26 protein-coding genes are annotated in these 25,650 nt (G+C 62.7%); 24 read left to right on the forward strand and 2 right to left on the reverse strand.

Annotated features, from left to right (window positions below):
• Nucleotides 1-98 precede the first annotated feature (98 nt).
• Nucleotides 99-2,114 (forward strand): SGNH/GDSL hydrolase family protein, encoded by a 2,016-nt coding sequence (locus K329_RS0104415; RefSeq protein ID WP_157571553.1) that lies wholly within the window; start codon nucleotides 99-101, stop codon nucleotides 2,112-2,114.
• 15 nt (nucleotides 2,115-2,129) lie between these two features.
• On the opposite strand, the gene K329_RS0104420 is transcribed toward K329_RS0104415, so the two are convergent.
• Together K329_RS0104420 and K329_RS31875 are read right to left on the reverse strand one after the other, a co-directional pair.
• Nucleotides 2,130-3,641, reverse strand: coding sequence for a hypothetical protein (locus K329_RS0104420; protein ID WP_157571554.1), 1,512 nt, complete (start codon nucleotides 3,639-3,641; stop codon nucleotides 2,130-2,132).
• 268 nt (nucleotides 3,642-3,909) lie between these two features.
• Entirely contained in the window at nucleotides 3,910-4,044 is a 135-nt protein-coding gene (locus tag K329_RS31875) for a hypothetical protein (protein ID WP_281169793.1), read from the reverse strand.
• Nucleotides 4,045-4,192: 148 nt separating this feature from the next.
• Here K329_RS31875 and K329_RS29300 point away from each other — a divergent pair, with 148 nt between their 5' ends.
• From K329_RS29300 to K329_RS30165, 23 genes are all read left to right on the forward strand, one after another.
• On the forward strand, nucleotides 4,193-4,936 hold the full coding sequence (locus K329_RS29300) for a hypothetical protein (protein WP_052336337.1): 744 nt from the start codon (nucleotides 4,193-4,195) through the stop codon (nucleotides 4,934-4,936).
• Between the two features lie 13 nt (nucleotides 4,937-4,949).
• Nucleotides 4,950-5,411 carry a phage terminase small subunit gene (locus K329_RS0104430; protein WP_028472115.1) on the forward strand — a complete coding sequence of 154 codons (462 nt, stop codon included), beginning with the start codon at nucleotides 4,950-4,952 and terminating at the stop codon, nucleotides 5,409-5,411.
• Nucleotides 5,412-5,416: 5 nt separating this feature from the next.
• Nucleotides 5,417-5,962: an HNH endonuclease gene (locus K329_RS32060; protein ID WP_169721564.1), complete on the forward strand. Its 546-nt coding sequence runs from the start codon at nucleotides 5,417-5,419 to the stop codon at nucleotides 5,960-5,962.
• Complete coding sequence (locus K329_RS31410; RefSeq protein WP_211225722.1) at nucleotides 5,959-6,246, forward strand: hypothetical protein; 288 nt, start codon at nucleotides 5,959-5,961, stop codon at nucleotides 6,244-6,246. The genes K329_RS32060 and K329_RS31410 overlap by 4 nt, the downstream gene beginning before the upstream one ends.
• A gap of 24 nt (nucleotides 6,247-6,270) precedes the next feature.
• Nucleotides 6,271-7,629, forward strand: a complete 1,359-nt coding sequence (locus tag K329_RS24535) for a hypothetical protein (RefSeq protein WP_211225723.1) — start codon at nucleotides 6,271-6,273, stop codon at nucleotides 7,627-7,629.
• 16 nt (nucleotides 7,630-7,645) lie between these two features.
• A complete protein-coding gene (locus tag K329_RS24540; protein ID WP_043641999.1) occupies nucleotides 7,646-9,175 on the forward strand; it encodes a phage portal protein in 1,530 nt (509 codons plus the stop codon).
• Nucleotides 9,172-10,212, forward strand: a complete 1,041-nt coding sequence (locus K329_RS0104450; protein ID WP_028472117.1) for a VG15 protein — start codon at nucleotides 9,172-9,174, stop codon at nucleotides 10,210-10,212. The genes K329_RS24540 and K329_RS0104450 overlap by 4 nt, the downstream gene beginning before the upstream one ends.
• A 74-nt stretch (nucleotides 10,213-10,286) precedes the next feature.
• The gene (locus K329_RS0104455) at nucleotides 10,287-10,952 is read left to right on the forward strand and encodes a hypothetical protein (RefSeq protein WP_028472118.1); all 666 of its coding nucleotides are present in this window, start codon (nucleotides 10,287-10,289) and stop codon (nucleotides 10,950-10,952) included.
• Between the two features lie 75 nt (nucleotides 10,953-11,027).
• On the forward strand, nucleotides 11,028-12,047 hold the full coding sequence (locus K329_RS0104460) for a hypothetical protein (protein ID WP_028472119.1): 1,020 nt from the start codon (nucleotides 11,028-11,030) through the stop codon (nucleotides 12,045-12,047).
• Nucleotides 12,048-12,118: 71 nt separating this feature from the next.
• Nucleotides 12,119-12,586: a hypothetical protein gene (locus K329_RS0104465; protein WP_028472120.1), complete on the forward strand. Its 468-nt coding sequence runs from the start codon at nucleotides 12,119-12,121 to the stop codon at nucleotides 12,584-12,586.
• Nucleotides 12,587-12,924: 338 nt separating this feature from the next.
• Nucleotides 12,925-13,269, forward strand: a complete 345-nt coding sequence (locus tag K329_RS0104470) for a DUF5403 family protein (RefSeq protein WP_028472121.1) — start codon at nucleotides 12,925-12,927, stop codon at nucleotides 13,267-13,269.
• Between the two features lie 66 nt (nucleotides 13,270-13,335).
• Nucleotides 13,336-13,758 carry a hypothetical protein gene (locus tag K329_RS0104475; RefSeq protein WP_211225724.1) on the forward strand — a complete coding sequence of 141 codons (423 nt, stop codon included), beginning with the start codon at nucleotides 13,336-13,338 and terminating at the stop codon, nucleotides 13,756-13,758.
• Between the two features lie 57 nt (nucleotides 13,759-13,815).
• Nucleotides 13,816-14,382 (forward strand): phage tail tube protein, encoded by a 567-nt coding sequence (locus K329_RS24545; RefSeq protein ID WP_157571556.1) that lies wholly within the window; start codon nucleotides 13,816-13,818, stop codon nucleotides 14,380-14,382.
• A gap of 123 nt (nucleotides 14,383-14,505) precedes the next feature.
• On the forward strand, nucleotides 14,506-14,850 hold the full coding sequence (locus K329_RS0104485) for a phage tail assembly protein (protein ID WP_028472123.1): 345 nt from the start codon (nucleotides 14,506-14,508) through the stop codon (nucleotides 14,848-14,850).
• Between the two features lie 116 nt (nucleotides 14,851-14,966).
• Nucleotides 14,967-15,245: a hypothetical protein gene (locus tag K329_RS0104490; protein WP_052336339.1), complete on the forward strand. Its 279-nt coding sequence runs from the start codon at nucleotides 14,967-14,969 to the stop codon at nucleotides 15,243-15,245.
• A gap of 15 nt (nucleotides 15,246-15,260) precedes the next feature.
• On the forward strand, nucleotides 15,261-19,979 hold the full coding sequence (locus K329_RS29310; protein WP_157571557.1) for a GumC domain-containing protein: 4,719 nt from the start codon (nucleotides 15,261-15,263) through the stop codon (nucleotides 19,977-19,979).
• 2 nt (nucleotides 19,980-19,981) lie between these two features.
• Nucleotides 19,982-21,313 (forward strand): phage tail family protein, encoded by a 1,332-nt coding sequence (locus K329_RS0104500; RefSeq protein ID WP_028472126.1) that lies wholly within the window; start codon nucleotides 19,982-19,984, stop codon nucleotides 21,311-21,313.
• Nucleotides 21,314-22,588: a Gp37-like protein gene (locus tag K329_RS24555; protein WP_052336340.1), complete on the forward strand. Its 1,275-nt coding sequence runs from the start codon at nucleotides 21,314-21,316 to the stop codon at nucleotides 22,586-22,588.
• Between the two features lie 13 nt (nucleotides 22,589-22,601).
• A complete protein-coding gene (locus tag K329_RS0104510) occupies nucleotides 22,602-22,970 on the forward strand; it encodes a hypothetical protein (protein WP_028472127.1) in 369 nt (122 codons plus the stop codon).
• On the forward strand, nucleotides 22,967-23,449 hold the full coding sequence (locus K329_RS0104515; protein WP_028472128.1) for a hypothetical protein: 483 nt from the start codon (nucleotides 22,967-22,969) through the stop codon (nucleotides 23,447-23,449). Before K329_RS0104510 ends, K329_RS0104515 begins: the two co-directional genes overlap by 4 nt.
• Nucleotides 23,450-23,515: 66 nt before the next feature.
• Nucleotides 23,516-23,716, forward strand: coding sequence for a phage holin (locus K329_RS24560; protein WP_052336341.1), 201 nt, complete (start codon nucleotides 23,516-23,518; stop codon nucleotides 23,714-23,716).
• Nucleotides 23,717-23,933: 217 nt separating this feature from the next.
• Entirely contained in the window at nucleotides 23,934-24,728 is a 795-nt protein-coding gene (locus tag K329_RS30700) for a hypothetical protein (protein ID WP_157571558.1), read from the forward strand.
• Complete coding sequence (locus tag K329_RS30165) at nucleotides 24,725-25,348, forward strand: ribonuclease D (protein ID WP_084540974.1); 624 nt, start codon at nucleotides 24,725-24,727, stop codon at nucleotides 25,346-25,348. Before K329_RS30700 ends, K329_RS30165 begins: the two co-directional genes overlap by 4 nt.
• Nucleotides 25,349-25,650: the final 302 nt, after the last annotated feature.

The following is a 25,650-nucleotide window of genomic DNA, read 5'->3' on the forward strand; positions in this document are numbered from 1 at the left end:
GCTCGCCCGCTCCGCCCCCTTGGTTGCAGCTAGAGCGCCCCTCTCCCGCTCGCTCCCAAGGGGGCTTTTCTCTTGCCCAAACAACGAAAGGGCCACTGATGGCTTCCCCCTCCCCCAACTGGGACTTGGTTCCTGTCCGTGGCCGCTACGTCGGTACGGACGGCACGCCAGTTACCGGCCGCGTGGTCTTCACGCCTCGCTCTAAGCGCCTTGTAGACGCCGCTGCACTCCGCACCCTCATTGCTCGTCCGATCGCCGCAGTGCTCGACAACGGCGCGTTTGAGGTCATGCTGCCTGCCAGCGACGACCTGGACATCGTGCCCAACGGCTTCACGTACGGCGTGGTCGAAGAGTTCAACGGTGGCTACAAGTACGACATCGACGTGCCGCTGAGCATGATCTCGACTGGCGTGGACATTTCGCTCGCAGCTCCCACGGAGGCGAACAACCCCGGCGGCCTTACGCCCATCACGCGGCTTGAGTACGAGGCGTTCAAGACCGAGACGCTAGAGGCGTTCGGCACCACTGACGCTGTCATGGCAAGTGCGGCCACTGACGACGAGTCGGAGTTCACCGGAGCCCTGCGCACTCGCGTGGCTGCCGATATCGCCACCCCGGGCACCCCGATCGCAAACGAACTAGGGGCCGCAGTCGGCGGGGTGATCGACACCGGCATGGCCCCGGGCGGCGTCATCCGCGCGGGCGTCACGCCGATCGCCCAGGCCGCCGCCTCGGACGCGATCACCGCCAACCCCAGCATCCTGAACCAGGCTGCCACCCAGGCCGGTGCAGCAGCAGCAGCAGCAGCGTCGACCGCGGTCACCATCACGGGAGTCTCCGACGGCTACACCGCCCCGCCCGCCACCCCGACCGTCACCCTCGGCACCCTGAACCCGGTGGCCGCGAACGTCGGCGGTGGTCGACGCGTCCTCATCGCGGTCGCCGACACCCACAAGATCACGCAGCCCTCGGTGCTCCGGTCGATGTCTGGCCGGGTCGCCAACGACGAGGCCGCCCGCACCATCGAGTTCTACGTCTACCGGCCCAACGGCTCGGGCGGCTACACGGTCGTCTACCGCAGCGGCGCCCAGGCAGCGGCCACGGCCGGGACCTACACGTGGACCCCGGCGTCGTACCTGCGGCTCCTGCCCGGCGACGTGCCGGGCGTCTGGACCGCCACCAACGTCGCCGCTAACGGCCTCTACTGGGCGGGCTCGGGCGGGCCCGCCATCGGGTCGATTCTGTACCAGCCTGCCGCCAACTCCCCGGCCCCGGCCGTCGGGGACACCATCACCCCTGGGGCCGGAACCAGCGACCCAAAGATTCAGACGCAGTACCTGCCCGCGCTCACGTGGACCACCAGCCACGAGGCTGTCGTCGTGGCGTCGCGGTGGGCGAATCAGCCGGGCGGCTACCCGCGCCTCGACGCGGGCGGGAAGGTGCCCGCCAACCTGCTCCCCGGTGCCCGTCTCACGGGGCTGCCTGTGACCGTTCTCGGAACGTCCATCATCGCCACTGCCAATTCCTATGTCACCCAGGCCGCGGCCCTCGCCGGGATCGTGCTCGACAATCAGGCTGTCGGCTCGTCCGGCATCGTGTGGGACGGCACCCGGGACCGATCGTTTTCAGCGACCAAGGCCGAGCTTGAGGCTGCGTTCCCCGGGTGGGGCGGGCAGTCCTATGAGGCCCGGATCATCGACCGCATCGCGAACATCAAGCACCTGCACTTCGCGCACGGCTACAACGACCGCGACAAGCCGATCGGCACGCCCACCTCGACCGACCGGGCCACGCTGTACGGCGCCTACAACTACGTGCTCAGCAAGGTCTTCGAGGCCAAGCCCTCGATCACCGTGTCGTTCGAGACCCCCCACAGCCTCTACACCCCGGCGAACGAGGGCTACCACGCCACCACCGCCGCGGCGCGTACCGCGATCCTCGAACTCGGCCAGCGCTACGGCGGCCCCGTCTTTGACCTCACCCAGCACGGCCAGCTTGGGCAGTCCGGTGCGACCACACGCACCACAGACGGCGTGCACCCCAACGCCGCGTGGAACACCATGCTGGCGCCCGTGCTGGCGGCGTGGTGGAACGAGCACCTGCCCGTCGGCTGATCTCCTGGCCGGTGCCTATGCGCCCCGTTGCGTAGCGAATCGCTGGATGATGTCGAGCGCGGTCGTGAGGTTGCCGCTGTCCGATTCGTTCTTAGTGTCGGGTGGCAGCTCGCCAAGCACACGGTCTCCGAAAGCCTTCATCAGCTCACGCGCCTGATCCTTCTCCAGCGGCTCAACATAGTTGCGGATTGTGGCCAGCTGAACGGCCATCACTCCGGCCCACCTGCTGATTCTTCTATGCTGAGCGGACTCTTTCGCCAGATAGCCCGCGAGTCCCAGCACGGGGATACTGACGCCGAGGTGGGTCGCGACGCTGGTCCACGTACTTATCCCGGTCTGGCGGGCGAAGATGAGAGCTATGGCTATCGCCATCACGGCGAGACCTGTCAGCGTGTAGAACACGAGCAGGCGCAGCTGATTCGCCGTGCCAGCCTCATCGTCGGACATCTGCTGGAACGCGGCCTTCAGTGCATTTTGCGCATCCATGGCGCTCTCGTACTTAACGCGGGCCTTTTCCAGCGCGTCGCGCTGCCTCTGGTTCTCGCGCTCCTCGCGATCGCGCACCTCGTTTCGGTCTGCCTCTTTGACCTTCAGCGTTCCCGTGATCGCCGAAACCGCCTCCACGCGATCCCACAGCTTCGTTGCAAGCGGATTGTCCGCCAGGCCCGGCCTCACAGTGCCGGCGATGTGACCCGTCGTAGTACCTACCCAGCCATCCAGGGCGATCCAGAGATCGGCTAGCAGGGGGTACACGTCGTCGGCATCTAAAGCCGTTCCGACCCTAGGAAGCCCCTCAGCGAGATTCTCCAGGGTCATCGCGACGCCGTTCCTCTTGCTGTCCCTGTCCACGGCCCACGCCTGCTGGCTGATCTCGATCGTCGTGCCGCAAGCCATATGGAACAGCGAGACCGCAACGGGGTCCGCAAGACCATCGTCCCCGGGGACACTTAGGCGTTCCCACGCGTTCTCGGCCAACCGTCGGACGTCCCGTACCTGCTGGGCTGCGCCACTGGTCTCCAGTTCATCGACTTGCCGCCGGGCTCGTGACGCCTCGGCCCATCTGGAGAATGCCGCCCCCTGACTCTCTAGATCTTCCGAGAAAGCCGGTGGAAGGGCGGCCTGAAACGAGACGAAAGCCACCCGCGCATTCAGAAGAATCCCGTCGAGAAGTTCGACCGCCGCGTCCGCCTTATCAGACTTTCCCCCCAAATCGGCCAGAGCCCGAAGCCGGTCGAGCAGCATCTCCAGTTCCGGCGGCGGAGCCATCCCGAGCGCTCCGCTCCAGCCAATGGGAGGGTAGTAACAGAATGAATCAGCCATAACGTGCACACAGCCAAGAAGTGACCCCGCCCAAGGCGCACGCGCCCCCACCGCGATAGAGAACTCGGTGGGCTGCTCGTTGAGCGACATGAGAACGCGCCCGGCTAGGCCACCGATCTCATCGGTGGCCCGAGTCGGGTCGGTGTAGACGAGACTCATCTCCGCTGCCTCGATGCTCGCCTCTTCTGTTCCCCCGGCTGACGTCATGCCCGGCAATCTAGGCGGCCGGTGCGGCATGTGTTGACGAAACAGCCGAGCGGCCTGCGCCTGTCGGCGGGTGTCCAACCCGGACCGGGCCCCACTCGCCTCGCGAAGCGACACCTCCCGCCTTCGTAAGGTCTGTTTTTCGAGGCGGGGCATTTACGTTCTACCAAGACAACACCTCGACCAGGAGATCTGTAGGTCCCGTACCAACCCCGTCACTACACACGTCGCCCTCACCTGAGGCCGCGCACTCTGCGCCGTCGCCCTCCCTTCAGGAGTCGCGACCGCAGTCCTCACAAGTCGTGATGTCGACGAAGATCTCTCCGCCGAAGTTCTTCTCGACGATCCGCCCGTGACGGGTCTGGCGGTCGCAGGTCGGGCAGTACTGGATGCTCGTTGTCTTCACGGGGTTCAAGGTGTCAGCGAACCCCGTGACACAGCAAGGAAGTGCTAGCACTCTGCCCCGGCCAACTCTGCACGGTTGGTTCGCCCCCACATCACCGCAAGCCCTGTCCCAGTCGGGATGGGGCTTCTTGCATTTCGAGGAGGCCCTAGTGGCGATCGTTGAACTGGGCAAGGACTCCTCGGGGCGCAGGCTCCGCGTAGACGAGTCCACCCGAGAAAAGCTGGCTTACGCCGAGTACCTGCTTGGCAAGAAGCTCACCATCGTGCAGGGCTCGTACATGGGCACTGGCGGCGCTGCGGCTTCCGCCGCGACGCACAACGGTGGCGGAGTCATCGACATTCGCTCGTGGAGTCTGCTGCCGCTCATCACGCCACAGCGTGCCGTAGAGGCGCTGCGTCGAGCAGGCTTCGTCGCCTGGTATCGCACCAAGGCGCAGGGCTTCGATCCGCACATTCACGCGATCGACTACGGCAACCCGAACCTCCACCCCTCCGCAGAGCGGCAGGTGGTGGCGTGGGCCAACGGGCGCAACGGCCTGGCGAGCAACGGCTACGACGACGGCCCCAAGGTGATCATCCCCAAGGTCGCTCCCCCGATCCCGCGCAAGCGCGCCACGGGCCCCCTGGTCAATGCCGCCTTCAAGCGGCTCTACGACCTAGAGCAGCGCAAGGGCGCTACGCCCAAGGGCATGAAGAACACCCACGCGGGCCTCTGGGCTCAGATCGCCCCCCTGCGGGCCTACTTCACCGTCAAGCAGCTCGACGCCCTCCGGGCCGACAAGAGCGCTGACGCCGAGTACGCCAAGCGGGTCGGGATGAAGAAGACCTACGAGGGTCTCGTCTTCCAGATCGCCTACCTCGACAGTCTCAAGCTCTCCAAGACCAAGAAGTGAAGGGAGGGGCCAGATGCCCGGACCGATTCCCCAACGTGAAGACGCACTGGCCCGTCCACGAGCCCGCAAGGGCAGCGATCAGCAGGCAGTAACCAAGGGCGAGCTTCGCCCCGTGGCAGTGCCAGAGCCCGATGAGGACTGGCACCCCATCGCTCGCATGGTCTGGGACGGCATGGTCTCTTCCGGCCAGGCCGACTTCTTCCAGAACTCCGACTGGGCCTTCGCCTGGTCGACGTGCGAGGAACTCTCCCTCTACAAGTCTCCGAAGATCAATCGGGAGACCGGCGAGGAGTACCACAAGCGCTCCCCCGAGATGCTCAAGGCGCTCCTCGCCTCGCTCACCAGCCTTCTCGTTACCGAGGGCGACCGCAGGCGCGTTCGCATCGAACTTACTTCCCCGGAGCCCGACGAGAACGCAGCGACGGTGGCGCAGATGGACAACTACCGAAACCGCCTGAAGGTGGTCGAATCCTGACGCTCGTGCGGGAGTGCGAGCAATGCAAGGTAGACATCTCGCATAAGCGTCGGGACGCTCGATTCTGTTCGCGTAGCTGCAAGACGAAGAAGTGGTACGTCGATCAGCGGGAAGACGAAGAATGGGTCGCCCGGCACCGCGCCAAGGATGCTGAACGGTATCTGCGTGAAGCCGAGCATCGTCGAGAGTACGCAAGAGCGCAGTACGACCGGAACCGCGAGGCATACGTCGAGCGATCTCGTGCCTATCGACGCGAGTATCCGGAGCGTAGGCGACGTGCTCATGACCGTCGAGCCGAGTGGATTCGTAGCCATCCTGATTACCGCCACTTTCCCGATTCGGAATGGCGAGCCCTTGTCAACCGCCTTGGCGGACGTTGCGCTTACTGCAATGAGCGCAGAGATGATTTACAGCGCGACCACGTGATTCCGCTTAAGCGTGGTGGTCGCCACGCAATTGCCAACATTCTACCCGCTTGCCCTCCGTGCAATGGGTCAAAGAACGACAGCCTCCTCGTCGAGTGGAGGCGACGACTTAGAGAGAGGGGGTGAGCCTTATCTCAGCCCTGACCATCGAGGAAATCGAAGCGCTGGAGCCTACTTACATTGGGCCGACGTGGCAGAAGAACGAAGACGGAGAGTGGATTCTTCCCGAATACACTCTCGGCTGGCAGATTGCCGAGTGGGTAACTACTTACCTGCTGGCGAATGACGGTACGCACTGGACCTTTACCCTAGAGCAACTCCGCTTCATCCTCCATTGGTATGCGGTGGATGAGCAGGGGCGCTTTTCATGGCGTACCGGTGTTCTCCAGCGCATGAAGGGCTGGGGTTAGCTGAGCAAGGACCCACTTCTTGCCGTGCTCTCCCTCGTTGAACTCTGTGGGCCGTCGAAGTTTGGCGGTTGGAACGCAGATGGCTCTCCGCGAGCCGTCGCCCACCCACAGGCTTACGTGCAGATCATCGGCGTCAACCAGGCGCAGTCCCGCAACACAATGGACGTCTTCGCGGCGATCATGTCGGAGACGTTCAAGCAGACCTATGACGTTCAGGCTGGTGTCGAGTCCATCCGTGCGAATGGTGGCCGACAGCAGCTTTGGGGCGTTACCAGTAACCCGCGAGCCCTAGAGGGTAAGCGAGTTACGTTCGCGGTCCTCGGAGAGACGCAGCACTGGATTGCCGCGAACAAGGGCCACGAGATGTACAAGGTCACAGCCCTTAACGCCCGCAAGGTCGGTGGCCGCTTCCTCGCCATCACCAACGCCTACGAGCCCGGAGAGGATTCCGTAGCGCAGATCATGCGCGAGGGCTACGAGAAGGCGTTGGAAGAGGGAACGTTCGACGGGAAGATGCTCTACGACTCCGTAGAGGCTCACCCGCAGACGCCACTCACCGCAGAGGCCATGCGCATTGTCTTCCCGAAGATTCGGGGCGATGCCATTTGGTCCAACGTGGACGACGTAATCCCGTCGCTCTACGACCCCATGATCAGCAAGTCTCGAAACCGCCGCATGTGGTTCAACCAGATCGTTGCCGACGAAGACAGCCTCATCGGCCCTGCCGACTGGTCTGCCATCGAGCCTCAGATTGGTGAAGACGAACCGATCCTGCGAGCTGGAGAGAAGATCGTTCTCGGCTTCGACGGTGGTAAGACGGACGACTCCACGGCCCTCGTAGCCATCAGGATCAACGACGGCATGGTCTTCCTGCTCTGCCTCGAAGAGAAGCCCGAGGGCCCTGCTGGCGAGGGCTGGCACGTCAACGTAGACCGCGTGGAGAGCGAAGTCCACCTGGCCTTCCGTCTCTATAACGTCCAAGGCTTCTACGCCGACGTTGCGCAGTGGGAGTCGCAGATCGACAACTGGGCAGAGCAGTACCGCGAGACGCTTAGTGTAAAGGCTAGCGAGCGTCACGCTATCGCATGGGACATGCGCGCTTCTCAGAAGAAGAACACGATGGCTCACGAGCGACTGCTAGCAGCCGTCTTCGACAAGGCAATCCGCACGGACGGTAATCCGAAACTCCGACGTCACGCACTTAACGCACGTCGTCGAGAGAACAACTTTGGCGTGAGCTTCGGCAAGGAGTCACGTGAATCCCCCAAGAAGGTCGACGCCTACGCCGCACTAATGCTGGCGCACGAGGCGTATCACGACTTCCGTACCGGTCGAGCGAAGACCGAGAAGAAGCCGCGTACCGGCAGGGGCTATTTCCTCTGAAAATCGAAGGAGCCCAATGGCGGTCAAAGACAAGCTAAAGGTCGCACGCCGCGCTATGGCCGTGCTCCACGACGACCTAGACCGTCTGGAGAAGATCGACCGCTACGAGCAGGGCGACCAAGACCTCCCCTTCATGCCGGACCTGGCGGACGCGGAGTACAAGCTGCACGCCCACCGGGCGATCACCAACGTCATCCCGTTCATCACCGGCACCTCTGCTCAGATGCTCTTCGTCGACTCCTTCAAGCGCGGTCACACTAGCGAGGAGAAGCCGAAGAACGCCGCAGAGAGCATCGTGCTTCCCGAGTGGGATCACTGGCAGAAGTCAGGGCTCGACGCCCGACAGTCTGCGGTCTACCGGGGCGCCCTCAAGTTCGGTCACTCTTTCGTGCTCACCGAGAAGGACGCCAAGCGAGGCGTCGTCTCACGGGGCCTGTCGGCCCTGCGGACGGTAGCTCTGTATGAAGACCCTGCTAACGACGACGAGCCTTACGTGGCCTTCACGGTCACGCGCTGGCCTAGCGACGGAGATGGCGAGTCCGACAAGGGCAAGGCCGTCATGTGGGACGACACCTTCCGCTACGAGGTTCGCTTTAAGAGTCTCGGAGACAGTGAGTCGGTAACCGTCCTGGAGGGCAAGCGCCACGGTGCTTCGCGCACTCCCGTCACTCGCTTCGCCGCTGCCGTCGACCTTGAGGGCCGCACCTGTGGCGTCGTCGAGCCAATGTTCATGCTTCAGGACCGGATCAACCAGACGGTCTTCGATCTCCTCATCGTCCAGACCTTCGCCTCTTTCAAGGTGCGCACGGTCACCGGCATGGCTCCGCCCATGAAGATGAAGGCGATTGACGCCAACGGCAACACGATCGACGACCCCGCCTCACGTCTCGAAGACGTGGACGACTGGGTGCCGGATCTTGACGCCAACGGCAAGCCGATTCCTGACGGCGTGAACCTGTCGGCCAAGCGGATCATGTTCGCAGAAGACCCCGACAGCCGTTTCGGCACTCTCGACGAGACGCCGCTCGACGGTTTTATCTCCGCTATCGAGCTGGGCTTCCGTCACATGGCGGCGCTGTCCCAGACTCCCCCTCACCACATTCTCGGTGAGATCTCGAACCTCTCGGCAGAGGCGCTCAGCGCTGCGGAGACCTCCCTGCTCCGCAAGGTGGGCGAGTTCAAGTCGTCCTTCGGAGAGTCGTGGGAGCGGGTCTTCCGAGTGGCTGCCGAGATTGGCGAGCACGAGGGCGCAGACGACTTCGCTGGCGAGGTTGTGTGGCGCGACGTCTCCAACATCTCCATGTCACAGACGTCGGACGCTCTTCTCAAGCTCCGCGACCTCGGAGTGCCTGCACGTGGCCTCTGGCCGCGTATTCCCGGCACCAACGCCAACGAACTGGCGTGGTGGGACGAGGAGAAGAAGAGCGAGAGCCCCGCAGTCGCCCTGGCGCAGACGACCTCTGCCGCCAGCAATCGCACCCGGCCCTCGTTCCGCGCAGGCGCCCAGCCCTCGGAGGCGGTTGGTGCGGCCACTGATGCTGCGTGACAACGCCGCTCAGGCAGGCTGAGGCCGACCGCGTAGAACTCGTCTACTACTGGGCGTTGCAGCAGCTCGGCAACGCCTCGGCAGTCGACTCGCTACAGATCTTCCGAGAGGAAGTTCCCTCTACCGCTCAGGCCGTCACGAACACCTCGTGGCTGGTGCGGATCTTGCAGTACCTCGTAGGCATCCGCCGCGAGACGCAAGACCTCGCCGTCGCCTACTACCGCCTCGTTTCGGCGTTGCGCACAGGCGTGGCTCCCTCACTTCCTGGAGAAGTCGGGCCTGTCACTCTTGAGCAGCTCCGCCGCGAGTTCGAAGAGGTGGTCGACAACATTGAGGTGGAGACGGTTGGAGAGGTCGCTCCCAACTGGGGCGACGAAGAGAACGTCACCTACGACGACCAGCCGGAACTAGATGCAGGCGATGTAGACGCCGAGATCGAGCTTGAAGAACTTCTCGACCTAGACGAGTTGCTCGACGACATGAACGCAGCCTCCGAACAAGAGGCAGCAACAGTGCTCGACGCGCTCGGGATCGAAAACTTCGTAACCAAGCTCGACGAACTCGAAGGCAAGGAAGACGCCCAGGCGGCGATCTCGGAGGCTTTCGAGCAGGCGGCTAACCGTCAGGCCGCAGCGGCTATGCGGATCACGCAGAACGCCGCCAGGGGCCTTGTCTACAACCTCGCAGAGACCGACCTCCGCATCATCGGCTGGGCACGCTTCTCCCTCACAGGAAAGCCGTGCGGTTGGTGTGCCATGTTGATCTCTCGGGGCCTCGCCTACAAGACGCGCAAGCAGGCAACTGCCGCTCGTGCTGGACGCTCTGACGAGCAAGACCAGTACCACGACAACTGCCGTTGCGTAGCGGTTCCCATCTTCCTCGAATCTCAGATGGATAGCGACATGTTCGCTTTCACCCGAGAGATGAGTGGCCTGTGGCGTAGTCGCATTCGCGGCAAGTACACGGGGTCAGACGCCCTCGCTGAGTTCCGCAAGGTAATCCGCGAGAGGAATGCGGCGCAACAGATCGCTGCGTGAAAACGAACCTATCTGTAAACCATCCTTGCCGCCCTGGAGGCGGCATCTCTCTACGCGTCCTGGAGGCGTTACTAGTGGCATCCCCGAACATCACCCTCACCACTGAGCAGGAGCAGTTCCTGGCGAAGGTCTTCGCTGAGAACAAGGCTCGCTATAGCGGCTTCCGAATGGAACTTGACGACGACGCAGACACGTCCTCTGACGGCTCTGACGGGGCTTCTGACGCTCCCGCAGGCGACGAGGGTACCGATGCCTCAAGCGACTCTTCCGAGGGCCCTGAGGGCGATTCTGACAACTCTGACGACGACTCCGGCAAGGAGTCGGACGAGGAGTTCACGCTGACTATCGAGGACGCCAAGAAGGCGCTCTCCAAGGTTCGCAAGGAGAACGGCGACTGGCGCACCAAGTACCGGGCCCTGGAGGCCAAGTACGCCGACGCCAAGACGCCCGAGGAGATTGCGGAGATTACCGCTGCGGCTCAGGCCGAGAGTGCGGCAGAGACCCACAACCTTCTCGTCGAGAACATTGCCCTCAAGCACAAGCTCCCCGACGACCTCCGTGAGGTTCTCAAGGGTGACACCCGCGAGGAGCTTGAGGCTCACGCGGCCAAGCTTGCCAAGTACGCACCTTCGGACGAGAGCGACGACCCCGACCTTTCTGGCGGGCTCGCTGGCGCTGACGGCGGCGGGGGTTTCGACCCCGTGAAGACCGCCCGCGCCCTTCGATCCAATCGCTTCTGACTTTCCCCCTTCATTCTTACCTCCCGAAGTGTAGAGTAATATACTGCGCTTCGGGCTCTCGAAAGGAGAGCCTAAGTGGCTCACACTCCAGTTAAGCCCGAGCGCATTGTCGCCACCGCCGCTGCGGCCCTTGAGGCCAGCGTCACTCTCCCGGGCGCTTTCCAGCGCGAGGGGATCGAGCCCTTTAAGGGCGCGAAGGACGACACGATCAATATCAAGGTCGAGGGCGTTCTCCCCTACCGCACCTACGGCTGGCGCAACAACCGCTCGACCGAGCTCATCTTCGACGAGTACAGCGAGCGCAAGGAGCCGGTTACGTTCGGCGACGACATCTACTCGGGTGTCATCCTCACCGACGAGCAGCGCACTATGGACTTCGACGGCTGGGCCAAGCTCGCCACGAAGCAGGGCGAGGCCATCGGTCGCGGTCTGAACAAGAAGGCTGCGGACGCCCTTGAGGACGCCCCCTACGAGGTGGTCGTCACGCTCGACCAGGCGAAGCTCCGCAACTCGCTCCTGAGGCTCAAGCAGGTCTTCGACAAGCTCCTCGTGCCGGGTGCTCGCACCATCTACACGGACACCGACCTTGAGCTGATGCTGCTTGATGACGACAAGCTCGCGTCCAGCTCGCACATCTCGGACTCCGATGCGGACACCGCGCTCAAGGAGGCCACGCTCTTCAAGCGCTACGGCTTCAACTTCGTTCGCGCCCAGGAGCTGACGGGCGGTACGTCCTACGGCCTCACCAACGGCGGCATGATTTTCGTTACCGCCGCCCCGAGCGTCCCCGAGTCTGCCGCCTTCGGCGCTTCGGCTTCGGTCAACGGCGTTGCGCTCCGCTGGGTTCGTGACTTCGAGATCCGCAAGTCGCAGGAGCTGTCGGTCTTCAACGCCTACCACTCCTTCCACGTCACCAAGGACCCGCTGGTTGTGCTCGACGGCACCACGGGCCAGCCGAAGGTGACCGCTGCGAACCACTTCGTGCGCGGCGTCAAGATCGAGGTCGGCAACGCCTACTCGGTCGAGGTCGCCAACACGGAGCTGACGACCTTCACGGGCATCACGTCTTCGGACGGCCTGAGCGACGGCGCCTGATCCCACCCCTTAGTCGACGAGGCCGGGGAGAACTACTCCGCTCCCCGGCCCGTTACTGAAGGAGGTGAGTGATGGACCCGCTTGCAACCGTAGAGCAGGTGGCCGACTGGCTGCCGTTCGATATGGACGAAGGTGAGCAGCGAGAGTGCCAAGGCGCTATCGCATACCTCTCCGATGACGCCCGCGACTTCGGCAGTGATTCTTGGGTCGACGAAGCCTCTTCGCCTCGTCAGGTGATCAACCTCGTCATCAAGGCCGCAGTGCGGCACATGAAGAACTACGAGGGCTACACCAACTCCCGAGCTGGCGACGAGTCAGTTTCGTGGGGCGACCACAAGGGCGAGGACGCTGGCTCTGCCACGTTCTCTGCTAGCGAGAAGAAGCGTCTGGGCGAGATGGCTGGCCGCTTCCACAGTGGTCTTCACACCGCTGGCGTCTACGCCTGGGAGAGCAAGCCTCGCCGTCAGGTTGTGGGACGCGTTCCCACCAGCACAGGTGGCACGTTCCCATTCTTCGCTTCCGACACCGAGCCGTGGTGATTCCCTGTGGTCTATCAGAGACGCCGGGGAATCGACGCAACCGTTTATCTCATCACTGAGCAGATGGACGGCAGGGGGAATCCACACAAGGTTCCCGACCTCGATAACCCCGTTCAGGTACGTGTTTGGTACTACCCGCAGCGCTCGGCTCAGGCCGAGGTTGCTGGGCAGCAGGAAATCAATATGACTCGCATCGGAGTGGCTCCCATCGAGGGAGTCAGCCTGTGGGGTCGTGTCGACATGATGGGCAAGTCTTGGGACGTTGCCAATCCTCCCGCGTACCACCACGGCACTCGACACAACCGCCACTGGTCCATCGATCTTCGGGAGCGTCCGTAATGGCTGAGATCTACCCCGAGATCAAGGGCAAGAAGTTCGAGCAGTGGTTGGCGGAGTTTGCTCCCGTCCAAGGGGCTCTCGACAGCCACGTCTCTCGCATGGAGCACGCAGCAAGCGCACTCCTCGCTCAGCACCGCGATCAGGGCCATGCGTCCATCGAGGTCGAGAGCGGCGAGATCGACCGGTACCTCGTGCTGTCTGACGAGCGAGGCCAGAAGGCTGCTCTCAGCATCGAGTACGGGCGCAAGGATGACGAGGAGACCGGCAAGGGCGGCATGGAAGGGCTTTACGTCCTCCACCGCGCTACGGGCGTTCCCGTCAAGCCGTCGAAGAACAGGGGGTGATCACGCATCGCCACCTCACTCCCCCCGGAGATCTTCGAGCTGGCACGGTTCTCGCCCCTTGAGGACGTGTGCCTGACGCTGCTTCGCGCAGGACTCCCCGACTCCATTCCGGTCAGGTCGCTCATCCCCGAAGAAGTCACCTTCCCCATCGTGCTCGTACGCCGAGCAAGCAACTGGGGTCAGTGGTCCGGGCACAAGCGGTTCATCGACTCGGGTGCTGTCTCGATCCAAGCGTTCTGCTCCGGCATCGACGCAGACTCTGACGCCGCCATTCTCTCCGAGGCTGTGCGCGTCATCCTCTACGACTCGATCAACACGCCGGTATCGACGACCACCAGTAACGGCCATCTCACTCAGGTACGGCTTCTGGAATCGCCACGACGAGTAACGGACTGGGCTAGCGCGGTTGGTCCCGTGCAATACGCCGATCTGCCCAAGGGCGTCGTTCGCTACGAAACCGTCTTCGACTTGAGCCTTCGCATCAAGTAACCAACTCAGTCTTTCCATTCAAAGCCTCTGCCTAACGGCGGGGGCTTTTTGCATTCCTTGGAGGAATTCGTGGCCGTTAACGACGCCGCAACTCTCGTTGTCAACTCCGGCAACTACTTCACCGCCCCCTACGTCGAGTCCGACGTTGCCGATCTGCCCGCCGACCTTATGGCTATCGGCACGCCTTGGTCCGCGATCGGTCACACCTCGCTCGACGAGATCCTGACGATTACCTCGGAGGGTGGCGAGGAGACCGTCATCGGGACGCTCCAGAAGCGCTCGCTGCGCACCACGCGCGCCGACCGCACGGAGACGTTCAACATCACGCTTCAGCAGTGGGACGAGGCGGGTCTCAAGCTCTACTACGGCTCCAACGCCACGGTGGGTGTCGACGGTCTGCTCCAGATCCCCCAGTCCCCCGTTCCGACGATCGCCTCGTTCCTCGCGGTCTTCTACGACGGCGACCAGGCGTTTGCCATCTACTGCCCGAAGGCGGAGATCTTCCGTGGCGACGACGTGTCGATCCCCGACACCGACTCGCTCGCCAGCCTTCCCCTCTCGATCCGGCCCATGACGCACGGCTCGAACACGTGGGCTTACGGCCTGCTCCCGCTCGGTTCCTGATCCATCTGAGGGCCTGAGCAACACCAGAGACACCCCACCCCCTCGTGAGCGGACTCCGAGGGGGTGGGGGCTACACCCCTTTCCCGAGTCCGCAGAGTCCGCAAATTGCTAGGAGTCCGCACAATGGCTTTTTCCCTTGACGACATTCGTAACGCCGCGAAGAAGAAGTTTGGTAGCGCCGAGTTCGAGATTGACGGCCAGACGTTCAACCTTCGCAACGCCCTGAAGCTCTCCGACGAGGAGCGCGACAGCCTCTTCTCCAAGGACGAGAAGAACGTGGATGAGGACGGCGAGCCGGTCCGTGAGACCACCGCCGAGACGCGGGCTTCGCTGGAGCACCAGATCCGCACCCTGTCGGACCGTAAGGATCTTGCCGACCGACTGCTTGAGGAGATCGGTGGCGACCTTACCGAGCTGGCACAGGTGATGGCGCACTGGACGGAGGAGACCCAGGCGGGGGAAGCCTGAGTCTCGCGTCTCTGATCAACAAGTACGGAGAGGGGCTTCTCGTTGACCTCCGTCGCTTTTACGGGATTGATCTCGTAGCGACGATTGAAGGTCACGGGGAGCCCCCTTCTCTTGTTTTGCAGTACATCGCGGGACTGCCCGACACCTCTCTTACGCACGCCATGGAACTTGGCGGCAAGGAGCATTACGGCTGGGGATACGACCGCTATATCGCCGCCGACCTGCACGACCTCCTCTCCATTCTCGTCGCTAAGACGATCCATTGGAAGAAGGAGCCGAAGTTCCCCCACATCGAGCGCCCGAAGGTTAAGCGCCTGAGCGAGGAAAGTAAGAAGCCTCGCTCCCTTTCGCAGATCTACAGCCTGTTCGCTGCGCAGGCTCCCGTCATCAAATAGCAAAGTAGGTGACACATGCCTGAAGGCGCAACGATTATCGGTCGGGTTGCCGTAAAGGTAATCCCCGATACCTCAGACTTTCGTGACGACGCCAAGAAGGCGCTCGATCGTGCCGAGAAGTCCATGCGGCCCGTCAAGATCGACTTCGAAGCGAACGTCGATCAGGCTGTGCGTGAGGTGCACGACGCCCTCGTAGAGGCGGAGCGGGTGGCGCGAGACGCCATCAACATTCAGCTCAACGTCACCGAGGAAGAGAAGCGCAAGCTCAAGCGCGCTATCGAGAACATCGACGCTGAGATCACGGTCGGTCTCAACGAGGCGGGGCTTCGCACTACGCAGGCCCGCCTTGCCACCGTCTCCCGCACTCGCATCGCAGACATCGTGGCGAACGTCCGACAGGACAGCATCGCTAAGGCAGAGGCCACTCTCGCTGCCCTCTCTGGCGGACGAGCCATCCGTGGCGTCGCCACAGATTTCGCGGACTGGATCGGCAACCTCGACCGGGCCGTACCGAAGATGGCTGCGGTAAGCCTCGGAGTGCTTAACCTCTCCAGCTACCTGCTCACCGCCACCAGCAACGTACTCACGTTCGGCGCATCCTTCGCCTCCATCGCCGGAGTGGCACTAGCCCTCCCCGGCATCTTCGGTGGACTGGCGATCGGTGCGGGCGCGACCATCGCGGTGCTGAAGGACTTCAATGACGTCCTGCCTGAGGTCGGAGAGCGCTTCCGCAACCTCCAGGACTCGATGTCTCAGGGCTTCTGGGACAAGGCTGAAGAGCCCTTCCGCAACTTCATCGACGACACCTTCCCCCAGTTCGCTCGCGGCATGGAGGACACCTCCAAGAGCCTCGGAACCTTCTTCGGCAATTTCGCAGACAGTGCTAACGGCATTCTTGGCGGATCACTCCAGGGAATGTTCGACGACCTGGCTAAGTCGATCGTCGTCTCCTCCAGGTACACAGATTCCTTTGTTGGCGTTATCGAAAAGCTCGGAGAGGTTGGAGCGGGATATCTCCCCCGCCTTGCCGAGTGGTTCGGAAACATCACCCAGGACTTCGATGGGTGGCTTGCTAAGCAGGGCCCCGAGGGTCTGACGAACTTCATCGACCAGGGCGTTACCGCCCTCAAGGATCTCGGTGGCGTTATCTCTGCCACGGGCTCCACCTTCGCCGGTCTGGCGCGTGCTGCGGAGGCTGGTGGCGGAGCCACTCTCTCCACGATGCGCGAGACGATGGAGGGTGTCGCTGAGGTAGTCAACGGCGTGCAGTTCCAGGACCGCATGAGCGCTGTTTTCTATGCAGCACACGAAGGAATGTCGCTCGTTGCCGAGCGAAGTGGGCCTGAGTTCCAGTCCTTCATGAAGCGTCTCGGACGCACGATGGAGACGGTACTTCCTTCGGCGGGGCGGGCTTTCGGGGACGCCCTCGGAACGATCTTCGACGCTCTCGACCAGCCGCAGATTCAGCGCTCTGTAGAGGGCTTGTTCGGCAACATCGAGAAGGCTGTCACCAACCTCTCTCCCTCGATGGCCCCACTTGCTGTGGGGCTCGCGGGCGTTGTTGATGTGGTGGGTGCGCTCACCGTCAGCATCTCCAAGTCTCTCGCTCCGGCGTTCGAGACTGCGGGCAACATCGCGGCAGACCTCGCCCCCAAGATCATTCCACTGGTAGACCAGTTGGGGCAGTTGCTCACGAGCGCTATCTCCATCTCTGGCCCCGCCCTGGAGTCGTTCGGCGGCATCCTCGGAGGCGTAGCCGACACCCTTACCGGGCTGCTCACTCCCATCAACGCGATGATCAACGGGATACGCGACTTGGGTGGTGGCGCTGAAGGCGCTCTCGGCCCCCTCGGAGGCATCGGTCTCACCGTCGCTGCGGCCTCGTTCCTCGGTCCCGCGATCGTAAGCAAGCTCGCCACCTTCACCGGCTCCATGCGCAACGTCACTACGCAGACCATCGCCTCCAGCACCGGCCTCAACGGCGCTGCTACGGGCGCTAGCCGCCTCACGGGAGCGCTCAAGAAGCTCGGTAGCAACGGTGGTCTGATGGCTGGCGGTCTCGCTGGTCTGGCGCTGAGTTCATCCATCGCCGATGACCAACTGCGAACGCTCGGGCTCACCGCATCTGGCGCGCTCATGGGCTTCGCTATGGGCAGCCCCATCACGGCAGCCATTGGCGCCGGGGCAGGTGCGCTCGCTGGGATCTCGCAGGCCGGGGCTGACGCCGAGAGGATTTTTGGAGAACTCGACCAGACGCTCAGTAGCACTACCGCCTCCTTCGAGGAGAAGTTCGACGCTATCGGCAAGGCGCGGTCCGAGTTCGATAAGGGCTGGGACGTTAGCGGCTACCAGCTCGACACCTTCGGGGGGCGCGCGGCCTACGCCGTCAACAACCCGATCAAGTCTCTTAAGCTCGGTCTCGACCAGCTCAAGAGCGGCCTCTCCGGCGACGGGTGGACGAACAACGGACTCACCCAGGCGGAGGAAGACTTCGCCCGGATGGAGCGAGTGCTCGCCGTCCAGGAGGAGTCGTGGAAGCGCTACAGCGGCACCATCGCTGACGCCGCCCGCTCTGCTGGCATCGAGATCCCGAAGGTGGGGGCCTCGCTCCAGGAGGTAGAGGCGGCAGCCGCTTCGCTCGACCCGATCCTTCGTGAGATCGGTTCTTCCATGACGGAGCTGGACGCGCTTAGCCGTATCGCCAACAGCGACAACCTGATGTTCATGGGTGGTGACGCCACTGCTCAGATCGCTGCCGACAGGCTGCGAGAGCTGAACGGCGAGATCGAGAAGTACACCGCTGGCACGCGATCCGTTGCGGGGCGCACCGAAGAGGTGGGCGCGGCACTCGACAACCTCGGGTGGGAAGCGAACTACACCAAGGGTGAACTCGACGCTCTCAACCAGTCGCTCACCGACCTCTTCACTCCCGGGCTCGACGCCCGCGAGGCGCTGCGTGGCTACTACGACGCCCTAGAGGCCCTCCGCAACACAGACGCCTCCCAGGGCTTCGATATCTCCGCAGGCTCGATCGGACGAGACGCCAGCGCCAATGCTGACGCCTACCTCCAGTCCCTCCTTCAGGTCGTCCAGACCCAGGGCGAGCTTGGGGCCAGCAGTGAAGACCTGCGTGGCATCATCGGTCGTTCCCGTCAGGCGTTCATCGACAACGCGGTAGCGGCTGGCTTCAGCGCTACCGAGGCTGCCGCTTACGCCGACACCATCAACCTCACTCCCGAACTCGTTGCGACGGTGTTCGAGGAGTCGGGCCTTGACGGCATCAGCGACAAGATCCGTGGCGTTGGCGACCAGGCGATCAGCCTTCAGAACCTCCGCCCGAACCTCGGTGGAGTTGCCAAGAGCGCCGCCGCCACCCTCAACCCCCTCGTCAAGTATGTGCGAGACATCGGGGCCAAGTCGGGCAAGGGTCTTACTACCGGACTGACCAACAACTCGTCAGCTTCTGGCGCGTCGAGTCGGCTTCAGTCGGGCGTTAACGGCCTGAGCGGAATTATGTACAGCGCTGGTTCCAAGATGGGATCTCAGCTGTCGGCCGGTATGGCTGCGGGCATTCAGGCATCCGCCAGGGCCGCTGCGAGCGCAGCAGCAACAATGGCCGCGTCTGCGGCATCTGCCGCTAGGGCTGCTCTCGGTATCGCCTCACCCTCTCGCGTGATGAAGGTCGTGGGTGGGTTCTTCGCTCAGGGCATGGAGGTCGGCATCAAGGCCAAGACGGCTAACGTCGTCAAGGCCGTCACCGAGATGTCCGCTTCCATCATCGCCGCTGCCGAAAAGACGTTGGGCAACTCCAGCTACGTCGGTGGCTTCATGTCGCAGGTGCAGAACGTCTGGAAGGATCTCGGGGAGAAGTTCTCCGGTTCCTACCGGAACAAGCAGCTTTCCAACATGTTTGGCGACGACCTCGGCAACCTCAGCACGGCTACCAAGCTCGCTGAGGCGATGGCTGAGCAGCTCACCGATGCTCGCCAGGAACTCGCTTCCCTCACCTCGGAGGTCGAGAACTTCCGCGAGTCGATCGTCGATGGCTACACCAGCATGGCTAACCCCGTGTCCGGTGGCGCTAAGACCTTCGACGGCATCATCAAGGGAATGCAGCAGGCGAGGGACCGGGCAACCGAGTTCACCGCTTCGATGCAGCAGCTCCAGAAGATGGGGCTCGACAACACCACGCTGGAGCAGCTTGCTGCCGCAGGCCCAGAGGCCGGTCTAGCGACCGTACGCGCCCTTCTCCAGGGCGGACAGGCGGGTCTTGCACAGGTGGCCGCACTCCAGCAGCAGATCGCCTCACAGGGCGCTCAGTTCGCTGCCAGTGCAGGCGACCAGGTGTACGGCCCCGCGCTGGTTGCTGCGCAGAACGGCGTCAAGCAGTTGACCGCCTCGCTGGGAACTCTCCAGACGCAGATCGTCAACTACGCCAACGCGCTGCTCAACGCCATGAACACCCAGCTTGCCTCCAGCACCATCACGGCGGCACTGGCGAACATCAAGGGCGCTAACCAGTTGCTCCAGGCGGTGCAGGCGGCTCAGGCCACGTCCAGCACGGTCGCCGCTAGTGCCAACACGATGGCTGCCGCTCGCGCCAACAGCGCAGGCGTAGCCAGTTCCTCGGGCGGCACGACGATCAACAACCGCACGCTCGTCTACAACGCTGCCCCCGGGCAGTCCATCTCCTCCGAAGAGGATCTCTTCGCTGCTATCGGGAAGGCATTCTGATCATGACGGTCTACGTCACAGTAGAGAACGCCACCGAGGCGTTGAGCCTCCACGAGATCTCCGAAGAGGGACAGGGGGTCGAGGCCATCGCGGGAGCGCTTGGCTTCGGCCTCCCCTCGGTCTCCCTGCAGTTCTTCGAGGGAGCAGGAGATGGTGGGCGACTTCGGTCGCGTCGGGTGGAGATGCGGGATATCGAACTCCCCCTCCACGTGTACGCACCTAGCCGTCCCGAGCTGCGCGACAAGGTGAACCAGATCGCTCGCGTCTTCGCTGGCGAGATGACTCTCAAGGTGCACGACACCGACACGGAGTCCTATGTGTGGACCAAGGTGATCCGCGCTGGTGGTGGTGAGTTCTCCTACGGCGAAGACACCGTAGGGCTCTACGAGTGGTCCTCCACGGTCATCCTCCGCGCTGGAGACCCTTACTGGTACCACGCAACCGAGACGGTGGAACAGGCTGGCGATCCCGGCCTCTTCATCGTCAACAACGAGGGCAGCGCAGACACCTACCAGACGTGGGAGTTTCGAGGCCCCGCCAATCGGATCTACGTCGAAGACGACGAAGGCCACTCCTTCGAGTGGGAAGGCGAGCTGGCCGTAGAGGACACCCTCTACGTCGACTCCTCCACTGGAGCCGTCTACGACCAGACCGGCAGTAGCCGTTACGACGGCATGGGCACCGCTCCCGAACTAGGAACACTTCCCCCGGGACAGCACCTCTTCGAGGTGGAGGTTGACGAGGTGGAGCCGTGGGAGAAGCGCAACTACATGCTCAACCCGAACCTCACCGACGCGCTCGACTGGATCGGCTCGAACTACACCCACTCCCCCGGGTCGATCCTCGTGGGCTTCGACAGCCCCACGCCCTCTCTGCGCACTACTGGTAACGCCATTGGCTACGCCGCAGTGCCGGAGGCTGGCGAGGTGACAGTGGGCCTCGACCTGAACATCTCGCGTGACGCTAACCCCTCGTGGCCGGTGCAGGTGCGTGTCTCTGCTGGCGACAGTTCGTGGTTCTACACGTTCGTCACCAAGGGGCAGCAGCAGTTCCGTGCTCGCGTGGTCGTGCCGGAGGGTGAAGAGGTAGTCACCATCACCGTCACGGGTGGGCGTGCCTTCAATGGTCGTATTGCTACTGCCACCATCTCTAAGCCCTTCGTGGGTGGTGGCTCTGCGTTCTTCTCGGGCGACGACGCCAACGATGCCTACTACTCCTATGAGTGGACGGGCGAGCCCAACAACTCCGTCTCTATCGCTACGCCGCTGGGAATCCCTGAGCGGCCCGATCTCATTCGCTGCCGCTGGACGGTGCGGGACTGGCTGGTGATCTAGTTGTCCTTCATCTCCTACCCGCGAGACACGCTCTCGCCAGCAGCCAACTACACGGTCGAGGTTCGCAACCTGAGCCTCGGCCGTGTGGGTGTGATCGAAGCGCAGGTGATGGACTTCGAGGTAACCCTCGTTCGTAACGGGATTGGCACGTGGCTGGTGCGACTTCCCAGGGATCACCCGATGGTGCCGCAGTTGCTCAACCCCGGCTCCGGCATCTGCATTACCGACCGCTTCGGAGTGGTTATTTCGGGCCCCACGGACAAGCCCACCACTTCGGCAAGCACCGACTCTCCTAGCACGGTCGAGTTTAACGGCAAGTCGGACGAGATCCACCTCTTCGACCGCCTCGCCTACCCCGACCCCAGCACGGACGACACCGAGCACCAGGGCAGCGAGTACGACTCCCGCACGGGGCCTATCGAGCACGTGCTTCACGGCTTCGCAATGGCGAACTGTGGCCCCACCGCTCCACTGGCTCGTCGGGTCAATCGCCTGGCACAGAGCACCAACCGCCTGCGCGGCCCGGTGGTCACCAAGACAGCACGCTTCGACAACCTCGGAGATCTGCTGGCAGAGGTGGCCGCTGGAGAGTTCTCGTTCCAGCTCGTGCAGCGTGGCGACCACCTGTCCTTCGAGGTGGAGCAGGTGCGAGACCGCACCGCAGAGGTGCGTCTGACGATCGGCCGGGGCCTGGACGGCTACCGCGTATCGGTGGGCGCTCCAACGGCCACACACGCGATCGTGGGGGCCAAGGAAGAGTCGCTAGACCGCCTGTGGACCACAGTCACCACCGAGGACTCCGTGGCCGCTAGCGAGGCGTGGGGACGGCGCGTAGAGCGCTTCGTTGATCAGGCTTACGTACTTGACGAGGAAGAGTTCACCAAGTCGGCTATCGACCTCCTCGCCTCCGAGGGCGTGGCGCAGGTGAGTGCGGAGATCACGGTCAACGACGACTCCGCCTTTCTCTTCGGCCGCGACTGGGGCATGGGCGACAAGGTGACGGTCGTGGTGGACGGACAGGAACTCGTCTCCATCGTCTCCGGTCGCTCGCTGCGCGTCAGCTCTCAGGGAGTGCGTCACGGTGTGGTGCTTGGCGATCCTGCTGGCTTCAACGCCATGTCCGCCATGCGTCGCCGCGTAAAGGGGTTGGAGACCCGACTCTCCGCCATTGAGCGGCACTACGCCGTGAAGACCCGCATGACCTACGCGGACCTGAATCCGCTCATCACTTACTCGAACATCAACCCTCTGATCACCTACAGCGACTTGACGTAGGGCGGGAGACGTTATGCCTGGAACAACAGAAGACTTTGACATTCCCTACGTCGAGGATTCCGATCCCGTAAAGGACGGCGCTGCACACACCCGCGCACTTGCCGACCGACTGGAGGCCCTCTTCGGGGCCGTGCCGATTATCGAGACGGGCACTGCCACTATCGACATTACTGGCGGCCTCTCGGGAACGGTGAACATTCCCTTCACCAAGACCTTCACCTCTCCCCCGATCGTGCAGGCTACGGCCTTCAGTGGCGGAGGGTATTGGGTGGTGGTTGGTGGAACGACCAGCACTGTCCACACCACGATTGGCGTCCGTCAGAAAGATAACGTGGTGTCTACCGATTCCATCGCTATCCGTTGGACGGCCATCGGGACATGACCGCGTTGGTAGCCGCACTCTCTATCGCCACCGCCATTCAGGCTCACGCCGGATGGATCACGGCGGTAGGGGCTGCGGTGATCATGCTGGCGGGGCTGTTCGTCTGGATCAAGAAGAAGGTCCGCGAGCCGATACAGAACTTCAACCGAGGTTTGGTGGCGCTCGTAGGTCGAGAGGCCGTCATCGATCCGGCCACCGGCATGTCGCTAGCGCCGCCCATCCCCGGACTCGGAGTACGTCTGGCCCACATCGAAGAGGTGATGAGTCAGCTCGCGGTGAACGACCAGCGCACCACGCAGGTGTTCGCCCAGATGGAGACCATTCACGGTCGTCTCAACACGCTGCAAGAGCAGATCGTCAACCACATGACGGACTCGGAGTCCGAGCGGCAGTCTCGCTTGGCTGAGCAGACGGCCATGTGGCGGGCTATCGAAGCGGTAGCGGGCGCTCCTGCCACCCCGCCCCTCGCGGCCCCGTAGAACGCATCCTCGCAAGCCTGAGGGCATGTGTAGAGCCTTGCTTACCCCACACTAGGAGAGTGTAGAGTGAAGAACGTACTAGCGATCGTCGACAAGCTCACCCCGGCCCAGCGGAAGTACCTCTACCGCGTGGCACTGGCACTGACGGCAGTGCTCGTCGGCTACGGCCTACTCACTGGAGAGCTGGCCCTGCTGTGGGTAGGAGTGTTCTCGGCGGTGCTCGGTGTTGCCGATCGCAACGTGAGCCCCGGCCCCCACGACGAGTAGGTAGCAGCAACAAGAAGCCCCCACCATCCTTCGGGACGGTGGGGGCGTTTCTTGCGTCGAGAGTGGTGGCGTCACACCCTCTACGACCGCTGCCCCTGTTGCCTCGTGCGAGCTGACCCGCTGACTCCTTGAACATGTCAGACACGTGCTTGTAGCCCCCGAAGCGCTCGCGGAGCCATAGGATCTCCGAACGACAACGTCGAATTTGGGAGAGCGCTTGAAGGGCCTAATCGCCGGTACGAACAAGTCCGTCGCGCTCTACTCGGCATGCGGTCTGGCGGTAGGCGTTCTTCTGCTGTGGCTCGCGGCGCGGGATGGGGCGTACTCGTTGAACCCGACATGGCAGTCGGTCTTCTCCAACATGGGTGGCGTTGTCGTCGCGACAACGCTTATCTCAGCCGCCTGGGAGTTGTTTGGCAAACGATCCCTCGCCTCGGAGGTGATGGCTATGGCGAATCTCGGCGCAGACATACAGAAGTCGGGGATCCAGCACGTTACTGACGCCTATCTTGACACTGTGCCGTGGGACGACCTCATGACTGGCGCAACCAAAGTCGATATCGTCGTCGCCTACGCAAGCACCTGGCGCAACGCGCATTGGAGTCGTCTTGAGCAACTGGCAGCTAACCCGAAAGCCCAGATAAGAGTTTTTCTGCCCGACCCTGGAGACCCCCAGACCATGCGTCTACTTAGTGAGAGGTTTGGGAAGAAGCCGCCCGAGGTCCGGACAAAAGTAGAGGAAGCAATCTCGGAGTTCGGTCGACTTCGTGGTACCGGCGGCGCAGATCTAAGCATCCATGTTCGAAAAGGAGACCTTGTCTTTAGCTGCTATCGGTTCGATGGGCAAGCAGTTCTCACACTTTACTCACACTCGCGTGAGCGCCGTTCAAACGTGCCCACATTTGTCGTAAAGACCGGAAGTCTTTGGCAGTTTGTTCACGACGAGATAGAGGTCATTGCGGCGCAAAGTGCCGTTGCATTGCCCTCCCCGCCACGTGGGGCACCGGAATGAACCGCCAGATCCTCATTTCAAATGCTGACATCGACGCCGAAACTTTTGATGAAGTCGTTGACTCCGGCAGGGTCGCGTGGGACATAGAGACGTCCGGCTTGAACTGGCGGCAAAACCAGATTGGCACCTGTCAGATCGCCTACCGGGAAAAAGTACATGTCATACTTCTTGACCGAGGCGAAGTTCCCGAACGTCTGAGTAAACTTCTACAATTTCCCGACGTGCAGAAGATTTTCCATCACGCGCCATTTGACCTTCGATTCATGACCTATCAGTGGTCGGTAAGACCGCACAACTTGGGCTGCACTAAGATCGCTTCCAAGATCCTGTCGCCAACCCTCGCGCATCACGAGCATAGTCTCAGTCCCGTGCTTAAACGCCACCTGGGCGTCGACATATCCAAGAATGAACAGCGGTCCGACTGGCTATCCACCACCCTCACGGATTCGCAGGTAGCGTACGCCGCGGACGATGTCAGCTATCTTCTCGATTTAGTGGACGTACTCCAAGAAGAGGTGGTACGGAAACGACGGCAGGAGTCACTATTTGCCTCGTGGGAGTACCTACCCCACCGAGTGCAGCTGGACATCGCCGGAGCGGGCGACGTGTTCTGTTACTGAGCAGCCACGGGCCGCTCGAACGATTTCCCTCTTGGGCAGAGGAGGTCTCAATGACCCCCAAGGACCACCATCCGCTACTCAGATGAGCGCTTCTGAGCTTCGATCTCAGCCAGGGTAGTTAACTTCATGCGCGACCTCCGCGGCCGTGACTGCGAATCTCCGCCATCATCCCGACCCTTGCTCTTCTCCGCCTGCAAGGCGCTGCCTTCAGTGTGACAGTTTCGCGAGGACCGTTCCATGATATCGCGCAGAGGCGCCGCATGAGTCATGCATAGGTCGACCTCGTGCGTGACGCGGTCGGC

The sequence above is a fragment of the Nocardioides alkalitolerans DSM 16699 genome (genome assembly GCF_000426525.1).
Classification (GTDB): Bacteria; Actinomycetota; Actinomycetes; order Propionibacteriales; family Nocardioidaceae; genus Nocardioides; species Nocardioides alkalitolerans.